General features: G+C 41.8%; 9 protein-coding genes. All 9 read right to left on the bottom strand.

Going from position 1 to position 13,625, the window contains the following annotated elements:
• Positions 1–215: 215 nt before the first annotated feature.
• The 9 genes from RMY00_RS19230 to RMY00_RS19190 all read right to left on the bottom strand — a co-directional run bounded on the left by RMY00_RS19230 (position 216) and on the right by RMY00_RS19190 (position 13,615).
• The gene (locus RMY00_RS19230; RefSeq protein WP_322649067.1) at positions 216–629 is read right to left on the bottom strand and encodes an STAS domain-containing protein; all 414 of its coding nucleotides are present in this window, start codon (positions 627–629) and stop codon (positions 216–218) included.
• A 150-nt stretch (positions 630–779) separates the two neighbouring features.
• Positions 780–2,603: an AGE family epimerase/isomerase gene (locus tag RMY00_RS19225; RefSeq protein WP_322649066.1), complete on the bottom strand. Its 1,824-nt coding sequence runs from the start codon at positions 2,601–2,603 to the stop codon at positions 780–782.
• Between the two features lie 108 nt (positions 2,604–2,711).
• Complete coding sequence (locus tag RMY00_RS19220; protein ID WP_322649065.1) at positions 2,712–3,344, bottom strand: DJ-1/PfpI family protein; 633 nt, start codon at positions 3,342–3,344, stop codon at positions 2,712–2,714.
• A 104-nt stretch (positions 3,345–3,448) separates the two neighbouring features.
• On the bottom strand, positions 3,449–4,876 hold the full coding sequence (locus RMY00_RS19215; protein ID WP_322649064.1) for an MFS transporter: 1,428 nt from the start codon (positions 4,874–4,876) through the stop codon (positions 3,449–3,451).
• A gap of 117 nt (positions 4,877–4,993) precedes the next feature.
• On the bottom strand, positions 4,994–5,311 hold the full coding sequence (locus RMY00_RS19210; protein ID WP_322649063.1) for an antibiotic biosynthesis monooxygenase family protein: 318 nt from the start codon (positions 5,309–5,311) through the stop codon (positions 4,994–4,996).
• A 339-nt stretch (positions 5,312–5,650) separates the two neighbouring features.
• The gene (locus RMY00_RS19205; RefSeq protein ID WP_322649062.1) at positions 5,651–8,446 is read right to left on the bottom strand and encodes a CHRD domain-containing protein; all 2,796 of its coding nucleotides are present in this window, start codon (positions 8,444–8,446) and stop codon (positions 5,651–5,653) included.
• A 345-nt stretch (positions 8,447–8,791) separates the two neighbouring features.
• Positions 8,792–11,722 (bottom strand): AtaL-like protein, encoded by a 2,931-nt coding sequence (locus RMY00_RS19200; RefSeq protein WP_322649061.1) that lies wholly within the window; start codon positions 11,720–11,722, stop codon positions 8,792–8,794.
• Positions 11,723–11,842: 120 nt separating this feature from the next.
• The gene (locus RMY00_RS19195; RefSeq protein WP_322649060.1) at positions 11,843–11,992 is read right to left on the bottom strand and encodes a hypothetical protein; all 150 of its coding nucleotides are present in this window, start codon (positions 11,990–11,992) and stop codon (positions 11,843–11,845) included.
• Positions 11,993–12,073: 81 nt separating this feature from the next.
• Complete coding sequence (locus RMY00_RS19190) at positions 12,074–13,615, bottom strand: EthD domain-containing protein (RefSeq protein WP_322649059.1); 1,542 nt, start codon at positions 13,613–13,615, stop codon at positions 12,074–12,076.
• Between the last annotated feature and the right edge of the window lie 10 nt (positions 13,616–13,625).

Below are 13,625 nucleotides of genomic sequence, written 5' to 3'. Positions count from 1 at the left end.
AGTATGAATTCTGAACGAAAAAGCGGATGAATAAACGGGTCTAAAACCCCCTCCAAATCGGAGATTTGGAGGTCTTCAATTCCTGCGCCGGTCTGAATCCCCGACTGATTAATTCTGACTGCTAAATTCTGACTTCTGAATTCTTCTTCAAAGGGAGTTCGTAGTAATCACCTTAGTGCTTGAGGAAGGGCTAAACCCAGATTTCTCACAAGCTATTAGGTGTCTTTGACCTGAACTTTGATATTGAAAGTTTCTAAGGCTTCATCAAGGGTGTTGCGAGTCTGAAAAAAGTCGAGAAATCCAGTCATGGACATTGTGTCCTGAATTTCTTCGGAAAGTCCTACCAAAATAATCTGTCCGCCTTTAGCAGATAATTGCCGGTACAGCGACAGCAGCATCCTTAAGCCAGCACTGGACATATAAGGCACATTAGTCATTTCCAGAATCATTCTGGCTTCAGGTTGGGCTAGTGGTAGAATCCGCTCTTGAGCTAGGGGAGCTGTATTGGTGTCTATATCACCGACTATTTCTACCACTGTTATTGGTGCGAGTGTATTCGAATCAGCCTGGTCTTGATCGACAGCCGTGTTTAAAAGTGTTACTGGCAGCAATTCGATGTTAATTGTCATAGCGTATTAATCTCAAATTTCAATAAACACAATAGTTTTATGCAGTGTCCACCAACTAAAATCTGATACCTGCGGGGCATCTTAACTTTTAAAGTAGCGATCGCACTCTTGGACTCTTATTTATGCGATCGCCTAGTTCTTTTGATTTCACTAATTCGGGACAATTCGGACTTTAATTTTTATTTGTTCTTGAGTATCGGGGAGCTTTACTGTTAATGCATTTGCATCAAAATCACTATACTCTTGCTCATTTGCCCATACTTGACCAATCCGCACGCTTCCAGGTGGTAAAATATCTGGTTGCACCCGCAGGATGTTATCTTTAAATGCTCCCGGCTGTGGCTTAAAGTAAAGGTCGATTGGTTGCTTAGTAATTAGTAGGTTGGTGTAAACTACCGATAAATAGCTCAATTCGGTTGAGTGATAACCGCTCATTGAATGGCTACCTTTGAATCGCTCATTACCCATCAAATAGGGCAAACCGTTGGCCAAAACGTTGAAGTAAACACCGCCGTCATCATGGTCGAGGAAGAAAGCATTATAGAATGCTGACGCTTCGCGGGCGTGACGTAAGTATTCCGGCTCTTGAGTTATACCGTGTAGAATCAAGTAGGCTAAAATTGCTTGCTCTTGCTGCCACCAAGCTTTCCGGTCGTGCCAAACGAAGCGGTATTGTTCATCGTTTTCGCCCAGTGTTCGCTCTACCACATCATACCAGCCTCCGCGCTGGCGATCGCTACCCGCATTTGGCATCAGTGCAGCAATTTTTTTTGCCAAATCTGCATATTCAGCTTTGGGTTTGAGGCTTTGCATCCGCATCAGATTCCAGGCTATTTTGAGGTTGTGGCCTACTACAGCGCGGTTTTGCTGCCATCCGTATGTGGTATCGTGGCTCCAATCTTCGTAAAACCTTTCTTGGACAAATGGGCTATTTTCGTAATCTGGGAAGTATTTAGCGATGGTGTCAAAAGTGTATTCCAGCATATCGGCGTATTTTTGTTCGCCAGTTGCTAGCCACAAATTGATTAGATAAGCTGGTGCGTGATCTCCTACTGAGTTCCAGTTTTTGCGGGCGCGATTTGCACCAAGGGATTCTGCACGCGGGTCTAAAGTTAAGGGGTCGATGTGAGAGAAATAACCAACGCCATCTTTATCTAAGAAAAAGCGATCAAACAAATCGATGGTCATCTCTGCATCTTTAAGAATGCGGCGATCACCAGTTATGCGATAAGTTTGGATAGGGCCAGCTAGAGCATAAATTTGTTCATAGGCTGGGATGGCATCATAATCATCGCCAAATTCAGACGTTAGTAGTTTTTGCTCTCGGTTGCCTGTAACTTGAATACCGTGATACCAGTAAATTAAATCTTCATCTGGATCGTAAAATCTCATGTGCTGGCGCAGATACTCAGTACCTTTTTCCGCACCTTCTAGAAATCGGTCTTCTCCAGTTAATAGGTAAGCTGAGGCGAAACCATAAACTAAGCGAGAAATTGTATCAGTTTCTTGTAAGAAATCATCATGCTTTTTACTACCAGCTAAGTTGAGATAAGTGCGATATTCCTTATAATCAATCGGCTGTTCCGGGTAGCCAAACTGCCATTTTAGATAAGAATCAGCAATTGAACGTATTTGTTTGACCCACCAATCTGGTTCTTCATGACGATATTTACTGGGTGCATCTCCCGGAAAAACAAGATATTTAACGTCAAATTTATAATCTTGTCCATAAGGATAGAAAACACCATAAGCAAACACATGCTGACCGGGAGTGAGCATTTCACCAAACCGAGCAGTACAGTCGAGATAAGGTTCGTCTAAGTTTTGGCTAATCCGACCATAGGCGCTAGGGGTGAGGTATGCTTGGTATTCTCGTCCATCTGATGTTTTGATACCAAATGATTTTTCGCTGCGGTTAAAGTGGGTGATATAACCAGCGATCATGTCTGAAAATGAAAAACTCATGTGATCCATAGGATTATCTCCAAGATTGGGAATTGGGAATTAGGTACTGGCGATTGGGTATTCAAACCTCAAGCAAATATTGAAATAATTTCTTTCCTAGTAATCAGTCACTAACCTTCAAGCATTTGCTCCGACTTTTACCTTTTGTTGCTGCTCTTCAATTTCTTGTAGAAAAACTTCCATAAATTGGTCTACAACTCCTGGATGTTTTCCTGTTATCAAATTGCCATCAATGACTAAATCGGCGGTGGCATCACCTTCATAAATAACTTCACCACCTGCATTTTCCACATCACAAATAATATTGTGAGCGCAGGTAACTTGGCGACCTTGAATCAAATCTTTATCAGCACATAAAAGCCACAAAGAATGACAGATTGTACCAATTTTTACACCATCTGTATTCATTGCTTTTCTAAGAAAAACTACCGCCGGAGCTTGATTTTTCTGACCTTTCTTTACAGAAACTTGATATCTCAGCCGATCCATAGCATAAGCGCCGATACAAATAATTCCTTTGTAGTCAGATGGATCTATATCGTTAACTTCTGTGGTTACAACTACATGATCTTCAACTTCACCGTTATCGGGATTTGAGCCGAATGTTAATTGTGGATTGCCCCACAAATGAGAAATGTATTCTACTTCATAGCCTTGTTGAGGAAAGTACTCATTGAATTTGCGAAATTCAGTTTGGTCGAAATGTTCTTCAATAAGTACACCAATTTTTCCTTTCAAATCAGTAGTCATAGCTAGCTCACTTCTTAATTATTTGTATGTATTGAATGCCAATTTGTTGATAAATGCAGACTGGAGATTTGTTCTGTTTCTTGTCAGCGAAATATGAGGAGGCGCTAATCAAGACGGGAGTGTTTGATTCGTTGTTGGATAACTAAAAATGCGGCGATCGCACCCAGTGCCACTAAACCAGCACCGAGGTAGAAAGCAGACTGAAAGCCTTGAGTCAACGCGCTTGCCAATACTGCTGGTGATTCACCTTGCGCCGCAATAATTCCTTTAGTGTGAGCGCTAGCAACTGCTACTAGCAACGCCAGAACTATAGCAGCACCTACCTGCTGACTAGTAGCCAGCAACCCGGAGGCTAGTCCGGCATCTTCAGCTTTGACCGACATGAAAGCAGCAATAGTTAACGGCACAAAGGAAAGACCAGCGCTAGCACCGACAATGAGCGAAGCAGGTAGCACATGGATTAAATAACTGCCACCGACAGCAACTTGGGCGAAGAGTACCAGACCAAGGGACATTAAAAGCATCCCGGCTGTCAAAACAGGTTTGACACCGAACCGATTCACCAGCACCGAGGCAAACCCAGAGGAAGCACCACCAGCCAACGCAAAAGGTAAGAAGGCGAGTCCTGAGTCGAGTGCCGACAAGCCTAGCACCTGCTGGAGATAGAGTGAAATAAAGAACAAGGTACACAACGGCCCAGTGCCATGAACCAAAGTGACAAGGTTGGCTCCGGTGAGATTACGTAGACGGAAGATTCGTAACGGCACTAGTGGCGCAGGCGATCGCAGCTCAATAATAATGAAACCAGCGAAAAGTAACACACACAGCCAGAGTAATCCAAGTGTCTGCACCAAGTGCCCTTCAGCGTTCACGATTGTGAAGACAAGCAGAATTAACCCTGTTGTACTACAGAAAGCGCCTGCTAAATCGAATTGCTGAGAATCTTTTTCCGTGACAGTCTCATTCAAAAATATTGGAGCTAACAGAACTGCTGCACCAGCGATCGGTACGTTGACAAATAGCACCCATTCCCAACCCAGCATCCCAGTCAGTATTCCACCCAAAAGTACACCAGCTGCGCCACCTGATGCACCCGTAGCCCCCCAAACTCCTAAAGCATGGTTGCGTTCCGAGCCTTCAGTGAAGGTCATGGTAAGAATCGATAACGCCGTCGGAGAGCTAAGGGCAGCGCCTAAACCTTGAAGACTACGTGCTGTAATCAGCATAGCTCCAGAAGTTGCAAGACCACCCATCAGTGAGGCTAAAGAAAATAGAGTCAGTCCAACGATGAAAACGCGACGATGACCGAGTAAGTCTCCTGCACGACCACCGAGTAGGAGAAAGCCACCAAAGGCAAGTGTATAGGCGTTAATCACCCATTGGAGGTTCTGTTGTGAAAAATCGAACGCTGACTGCATTGAGGGCAGAGCAACATTAATAATTGATACATCAAGTACGAACATAAACTGTGTCGCACACAGCAGGATCAGCGCCAGCCAACGCCGGGAATCTGTTGCAGTCTTAGTGACCATAAAATTTCTTGTATCATTAGTGAAGAGTTAGGGGAGTACTGGGTAAGGAAACAAAGATTATGAGCAAGTGTTTCTCGTACATCCCTGTACCCTTACACCTTTGAAAAAATGCGATCGCTATGGTTGTGTTGTAAAGACGACTTCGTACAAGTGAAAATCGTGAGGGAATTCTACAGCTTTCTCTACAGGAGCCATAAATTCTTGGCTTTTCAGAGCCGTTTCTAATGCTTCCTTGCTGCTCCACTGAGCATAATTTATAACTCGTGTGCCATCCAAGCTTTTGTGGATATTCACAGATATCAAACCCTCTTGCTTTTTAGCTTTTTCGATGTTACTTACTAGGTGATCGACTAAAAACTGCTGCTCTTGAGGATTTTCAACTGTGAAGACGTTGATCACGGTAAGTAGATTAGCTTCTTCGCTGATGGTAGTCATTTTTGCTCTTAATTCCGAGTTAATACTAATAGGACTATTCGCTTCACAAAATTCTTGCGTAAACCCTAAACTGAATGAAAAAGAAGGGGAAAGGAGAAAGGGAACCAGTGACTTAAAAGCAGGGGTTTTAACTATGGACGCTGCTAAGTTATCGCACTACGTGTCTCAAAAATCTTCTTTTCTTGTTCTCCACATTTAAAAATACTTGCTCTATACCTTGTGGGGAAAAGTTTTTTCTTCTTCCCTTGCCCTTTACCCTTTCCCCTTTTCCCCTTCTTGGTAAAAAGGTGCGTTATTTCGTTGTGTCTTAATTCGAGAACTGGGAAAAAGCCATTCCCTCTAGCTGAAAACAAAGTCCGCAGCTGAAAGTTGGTTGAACAAAACACCAGTCACGTTTGCTAGGGATATCTCACCATTAATCCCGCTAGGTTGAGCAATAATACTTGTACTGCGAATATCGCCAAAGACAGGCAGTAGTTTCAAGTCATTAAACGAGGAGACACCGCTAATTCCCTGAATGTAAATCTTGTCAATCCCTTGTTCAAAATCTGCGATCGTATTTTTGGTATCGCTTAACGGTAGTAGACCGAAATCAATTTGTTGCCTAGTGTCAGCAACTGCATCAGGTAATCTACCATTAGCAATCCAGAACTGATCGGCTCCAGCATCACCGTAGAGGAGATTGCCACCACCTTTGGAGATAATCAGGGTATCGTCTCCGTCACCACCAACAAGTTGATCGTTGCTACCGGCGATGAGAATATCATTTCCTTCGCCACCATCAAGAAGGTTATAACCTTTACCACTAGAGGCATCAAGCAAGTCATTTCCTTCCTCGCCAAATACGCGGTCTTCCTCAGTAGCATAGAGTTCATCATTGCCTTCACCTGCATAAATCCGAAAACCGGGTTTCGACCCTGGAACTTGAAAAGAGCCAGTTATTGAAGCCTCACCTTTAAGGGGATCGCTTGGATTTGTACTGAGTTTGCCAGTTTCGGAGAAGTTCAGCGTGCCAGTAGCACCTTTAAATTTGCCCTCTCCGCCAGTGAGAGTGTAAGTACCAGAAGATGTGGATGTGAGTTTCTCAAAATCGACCATACCGTTAGCGTTATCAGTGGCAAACAACTTGTCGTCGTTGCTTCCTTGCAGCACTATCGAGCCAGTCGGTAAACCCTGTAAGCCAAATTTTGTTGGATCTGTGTTGAAGTTAAATTTGCCAGTAGCAAAGTCAGTCTGTCCGTAGACCAATCCAGTGAGTTTGTCCAAATCATAGGGAGCATTAGTACTTTGCCATGACGGTGTTACCTGTACAAGGTTTGAAGCGATGCCCTTAAAGTTATTTTTCGTCTCGTAATCGGCGTGAAAATTGTAAGTTGTCTGTGTGTTCTGGAGACCACTCTTATTTGGTCGATAAAAATCATCTCCATCACTTAAGAAGACAAGCTGTTTAGGCGAGATATTAGTTTGAGGTTTTAAAGGTGACACTACAGGTACTGGTTCAAGTTCTGCTGGTGTAATTGAGACTGCCAACGACTCGACTTTTCCAGTACCAAAGTTACCAAAGGAGTACTCATTTCCTGGTGCCACATAGACAAAAGTATCTGGCTGTGCCAACCTAACTTCATTATTGATTTTGAAAGATAATTCTCCCTCTCTAACATAAAATACCTCAGAGTTCTCGCTTTTAATAGGTGTAGGAAAATCATTGGTGGAACGAGCAATTTGACCCCGAATATCACCTTTTTTATTTCCTTCAGTATCTATCTCGAAATAGAATTCGCTCTCTTGTCCTGGCAAACCACTATTTTTGACGAAATCACTCAGGGTAGTGGGAATTTCCTTCTCTGTGAGATTCCAGACACCACTAATGGTGGCAGACTTATCAGGATTCAAAGTGATACTTAACTCCGTTTCATCTTGATGAACCGGGTCTAAAATACTAAATACGTCTGAACCATTGCTGCCGCGTTTACCTGAATAAATATGAATCCCAATGACATCATCTAGCTCACTACCAAGAGTTTGGGGAGTTTTATCTGCTACTAATTCCCCAAAATCCAAACCTGTAACTGTCAATTTATATTCAAGCTCTCCTGCCTGATTTAATTGGACATTAGCAGTTCCAGTTGCTAGCGATTCTGTAGGCTCTACCACCTGATTCCTATTTAAATAGGAGCTAGCAAAGGTATTAGTTGTTTTGGGTGCAAGGGAAAATTGGTTATATGAAGGATGATTACCTAAATAGTCTGCTGATTCTGCAAAACTAGTCAAAGAAGTGTACTCAACTCCAAACGGCCCAGAAATTTTTGGTCGCTCGCTTGCAGTCCAAATACTAAACCCATCAATACCAGCCACTTGAGCTTTTAGCTTTTCCTCCAGCCCCGCAGGCGCATCATCTGGAAGCACCAAAACATACTTGGGAGTGCCTTCACGCGGTGTATACCCAGGAAACGCTATACCTTTAGGAAAGGATTCGCCACGATAACCAGTTCGCTGCCCAAATTCGATAAATGCAGGGTTAATTCCAGGAGGTGGAGCAGGAATTGGGTCATTTCTATCTTTGACTGGCTCACCCGCAAATCCAAATAAGAAATCTAGCCCCCCAGGAGTTGTGAGTGAAAGAATTCTCGCTCCTTTATTTGTTCCTGATTTAGCCTCTGTAAAGTCAGGGTTGGAAAATCCATGAGGTCTTAATCTTGGGCCGAATATCAAGGTTCCAGCAGGTACTGCATCCAAAACAAAGAATTTGTCGCTTCCTGGAACCCCAGCTTCATCACCTAAAAAGAAATTAACACTTCCTTCTTCGACAAAAAAAGCCTCATGTTCGTAATTATGGATGTGTGGTGGTGGCCCACCTCCTGGCGGAACAAAGAAATCAAATGCATTGAAAGCAAAATTAGTTTCTTGTGATGTTGCTAAAAGCGTGTATAAATCACCAGAGGTATAAAGTGCTGGACGTTCATTTAATGGAGCATCTTGGGGAACAAATAAGTAGTCATCGACAAATCCAAGTGTATTGAGGGATTGAATACCATTTGAAGTTTGATGCTCGGACGAGTGAGCATGATCTGGCTGGTCTGAATGATTTGGTTCGTTGGGAGAATGGATTGGTATAGAACCGATTGGATGTGTCATATAAGTTTATTGCTTTTAGTTAACTTGTATTCAAGAATTTGTAGTGGAATTTTTGGCTGTTCGATTATCGAGATACACCGGACAATTTTTGGTTGAAGGGGAAAGGAATGTGGGTATATTCGCTATTGCTATGTAGCAATCCTATTTGAGTTGTGAAAAGTATTTTCTTAATAATAGGACTTACGCAAACTCTACGATTCTTGGCGTTCTTGGCGTCTTGGCGGTTCGATAAGTTAAGCTTTTAAGCAATTTTTGCGTAAGTCCTAAATAAACTGCAATGGGCGCAAAGAGTAAAAGAAAGAGAAGATTTCACAAATAAATTAGGACTGCTACATTAGATAACTTTTAAATCTGCACACCTGTTGCAGATGCATCTGGATAAACTCGCCATTCGTAAATCTTATCGCCATCAAAACGATAGATATCGACGCAAGGAACTTGAACAAATCGTTTGTCTTGTTTATGGATATAATTAGCATCCATTTCTAAAATAATGGTATTGCCAATCTCCCAAATTCCTCGTGTATTGTGGGTTGTGAGTTTGAGAGTTTTATAAATATGACTTAATAAATCTCGACAGGCTTCTGGCCCAATTACAGGGTCATTTGCACCGATTTTGTAAAGTAAATTGGGGGTAAAGAACGACATAAATTGATCCCAATTTTCGGCGTGTAAAGCCTCATACATTTTTTCCAGCGTTTTCGTCAATGAACCACTAGATGTAGCAGCTTTTGGCTGTGTTTCATTGTTATCAAAGACGAATACCGGATCGATATTCATATAAATCCGCAGTTCTTGGACTTTATCGCCTTTAAAAACAATTGTGTCGCAGCAAGGAAGTGTAAAAACTTTACCATCATGGCGAATGTATGTGACATCCATTTCACAAACAACTGTGTTTCCTACTTCCCACATATTTTTAATATGGTGGTAAACTTTGGCAACCGTTTCTAGGAAACTAACAGAAGAGTCTCTAATACCTTGTGGGCCATAAGCAACGGGGAAGTTGCTGAATTGATAGTGGGCATCTTCGGTGTAGAACTTAACGAAGTTTTCTACATTCATCGATTCGCCAGCTTGAAACATCCGCCGGACAATTTCAGATTTTGTACCAACAAATGTCTGTGAAGGTGCGACTACCATTGTTTTTTTCTCCTGATTATTTTTACTTTCAATGATATGTTTTAGATGTTGAGCAGCTTGAGCGATCGCTTCTGGTTGAGCAGCTTTAATAAACCATTGGGCTTCTACTTGCGCGAGGGCTTTGTCACTAATAGGCTGCAAATTTATTGTGTAAGTTAGAATTGGCAAAGACCCAGAATTACCATTAGAAGGTAGTGTCACCTGGTTACTCAATTCACCAGTAAACAGTGGATGATCCACCACAGTGAATGTTATTTTTCCAGCTTGCTTGTCTACAATGACTCTTTCTTTCATGTGCATTCCCGGCGTTCTAATTTCGCGGAGAATGCCATTGTCATATATTTCTAAAATCTTCAGTTCTTCAACTACATGGGGAATATATGGTTGGGGGTTTTGTATTTTGTCCATCAAAACATCCCAAACAGTTTCTAAAGGAGCATTAACGGGAACACTGTATGTAGCGTAAAGCCCCTGAGCATTTGATTTTGGTTTCTGAGAATTTAAAAACCAATAATTTGTCCCATTAGCTTGGTTATATTCTGCCTCTGCTCTAGTAAAGTTTTCTTTGGCTTTACGAGTAACTTGGTTGAATTCTAATTGTTCCCCATTTGGCCCTTTGCAGTAGAATAGTGCCCATCCTTCAAAATCGCCAGTAAAATCTGTCTTGGCAAATTGGGGAGCAAGTTTTTTCATTTCTTCTGCCGAGTTAGCCCGAATAATACGATTAACAACTACCTCAGTCAGCCCTCGTCTTTGACATTCCTCTTCTAATTCTTTCGCAAAGGCATCAATATCTACATCATCTTTCACATAGAAGGAAAGGTGTGGTGCATTGGTGTAACCAACAGAGGAAGGTATTTTTTCAAAAGCATTCGGTGCAGCAAGTGTTAACTTAGCATCTCGGAAATGAATGATTTCAACTACTGTATTGCCAAAAGAAATGAATCTGACATCTAAAGACATGTCTGAACCATCTCTAATGTTGGCAACTCCTAGAGACTTTGGATTGATTCCTTTTTCAATGGCTTCAACCTCCTCTTTTTGAAACATCAAATTGTGCAATGCTTCGCCGTAAAATCCATTTCCACCAATAGCGACTTTACCTCCCAATACTTCAAGGTAAAATTCTAAAGATTTTGGCATGTCATAAACAGTGATTCCAAAATGTTGTACACCTTGCAAGTAATGACCTAATCCAGACTTACCATTCTGTTTATTTTGTTTGCCGTTCATTAGAGAAACTACGTCCTCCTTAAGTTGATTTGTCGCACCTACTTTCATAATCAAATCCGCAACATTAGAACTACATTGACCTGCTAGAGTCATCTTGCTGTCATAAACAAAGGTGTAAGCAGTTCGCTCTGGAAATGGTAAAAGCCTTTGTATGTAATTAGCCTGGTCTTTAACAGCAGCAATATATTCTTTAGAGGCAAAGAATGTTTCCATTTCTAGAGGATTAGCAAAAGCAATTTCAAAGGCAGCTTGATACTGCTTCTCTGGGGCTTCATAATGAGATACTCCAGGTGCATCTGGGCGAGAAGTATCTACTTCCTCCAACAAATGCAGTCGGAATTTTAAGACAGAATCACTTTGGATAACAGCTGGTGCAAAGCTGTCTGTCATATATCTGCGAAAAGCTTCCACGCTCACAGCATCAGATTTCTTCACCATGACATGGAACTTAATTACACCTAGTTCTCCGTTGGGATCTCCTGAAGGGATACTATCAATATAGGTTTTAGAATTGCCAGAATTAGTTATGTAACCAATTGCTTTGCTGAATATGTTATGCTCGTCATCCATGAGAATGGCGGCAGATTTGAACCATATATCGCGTTCAGCTTCTGTCTCAAAAGTTAATTCGGCAATTGCAGTAAACTGCTCTTCTTCAGTACAGGTGTAATCTACCTCAGCAACTTTCGGCCAAATGCCACCTTCATTTTTAGCTAGGTGAAACTGCCAGTATTGATGCTGTCCGGGAAGGCGGGCACAGAGGGGGCCATGTACGTTTCTCCAGTAGTCATCGAAAAGTTCTTGGGAAATGCCTTTGCGTTTCCATAACAAAAGATAGAGGGCTAACTTGCCTTTTTGGTCGCGGATTGAGTAATCAACTCTTCTCATTGCTGTTGTCATTACCTTTTTCCTTGTTTCAAAAATCTTATTAAGGATGCCGAAGCAGCCTGCGACTTTATTGAATCCTGCGTAAACGCACATGAACAAAAGAATGTCTGCAATTTCTTCGTGAGTAGCTCCCTATTTGAGAGCTATGTTTATATGTTTTGTAAAAGGATTACTGGAAGCTTGATGATTTTGGTTGACAATATCAACTGCGATCGCAATCACCGCTTTAGTCTTTTGGTCAATTAATGGCAGACTACATATTTCACGATCTACACGAGTCACAAAGTAACCATTCGGGTTAATATTTTTTAAATTTGCAGTTCCAACTCTTGCAAATTTTTGTATACCCGCTTGTCTGTCATCCTAAGCTGTAGCGATCAGTTTCAATAATCCACTAGGAGCAAAAACATCGCGGTAGAAAGTCAATTGCTCAGTTTTAAGGTAACATCCGCCTCTATGACCACGGCGAATCCAAGTAACATTTCCCTTAGCAAGTGTTTCGTTGGTTTCATCATCTACACACTTCCATTCAAAGAAGGTAACTTCACCATGAAACATGACGATTGGCCAACACATTGTTACACCTGGTTGAGCAATTAATGCCCACCAATGTTGTTCGCGCTCTTTTTGCTGTGCTAACCCTTGATAGGGCCCATCCTGGCAAAAATAAACCAAATCTTCACGATATTCACCGGTTAAAATATCGCCTCGTCCCTGCCTTAATGCCTCACAATGGGTTGGCCACCATTCTTTATTCTCTTGTTCAATCTGTTCAACAGTATAATTAGGACTGATCTGTGGCAATATCCTTTCTTTCATTCCAACAAACTTTTCAGCATCTTCAATCAGTTTTTTCGCTACATAAGCAGTTACAAGCCCCGGACGAGAATAATCTGCTGCCAAATCTTTATAGTAATTAGTACGTTTATTAATGAATGTGCTTGCAGCGTTTTGGGAACCATTGCTTAAACCATTCGAGTTAGATATAAGTTTTTGTTCGAGCATAAGACAAACTACGTCCTCCTTTAGTTGATTGGTTGCGCCGATATTTGCGATCAGTTCTGCAACTGTAGAACTCCGTTGACCCGCCAGCGTCATCTTGCCGTCGTAAACAAAAGTGTAAGCAGTTCGTTCTGGAAATGGTAAAATACGCTGAACGTACTGAATCTGGTCTTTAACAGCAGTAGCATATTCTTTAGAGGCAAAGAATGTTTCCATTTCCAGAGGATTGGCAAAGGCAATTTCAAAGGCAGCTTGATACTGCTTGTCTGAAGATTCATAATGAGATACCCCAGCCGCATCTGGGCGGGAATTATCTACTTCCTCAAATAAATGCAGCCGGAACTTGAGGACAGAATCACTTTGGATAACAGATGGTGCAAAGCTATCTGTCATATATCTGCGGAAAGCTTCCACGCTCACAGCGTCAGATTTCTTCACCATAACGTGGAACTTAATCAGATTCAGTTTGCCGTTGGGATCTCCTGAGGGAATGCTATCAATATAGGTTTTAGAATTGTCAGAGCTAGAGTTATAACCGATCGCTTTGCTAAATATATTGTGCTCGTCATCCATGAGAATGGCAGCAGATTTAAACCAGATATTACGTTCTGCTTCTGACTCAAAGGTTAATTCAGCAATGCCATTAAACTGATCTTCTTCAGGACAAACATACTCAATACCTTTAATAGTTGGCCATAAACCACCTTCATTTTGAGACAGATGGAACTGCCAGTATTGGTGCTGACTTGGTAATCGCGCGCAGACTGGGCCATGAACATCTCTCCAGTAATCATCGAAAAGTTCTAGGGAAATTCCTCTCCGTTTCCACAAAAGCACATAAAAGGCTACTTTACCTTTTTGATCGCGGATTGCATAATCGGCTTTTCTAGTTGTTAACATCATTGCTGCTCTC

It is taken from the genome of Nostoc sp. ChiVER01 (assembly GCF_034531155.1).
GTDB lineage: Bacteria > Cyanobacteriota > Cyanobacteriia > Cyanobacteriales > Nostocaceae > Nostoc.
The sequence above is the reverse complement of the archived record's forward strand: the minus strand, read 5'-3'. Positions and strand labels throughout refer to the sequence as shown.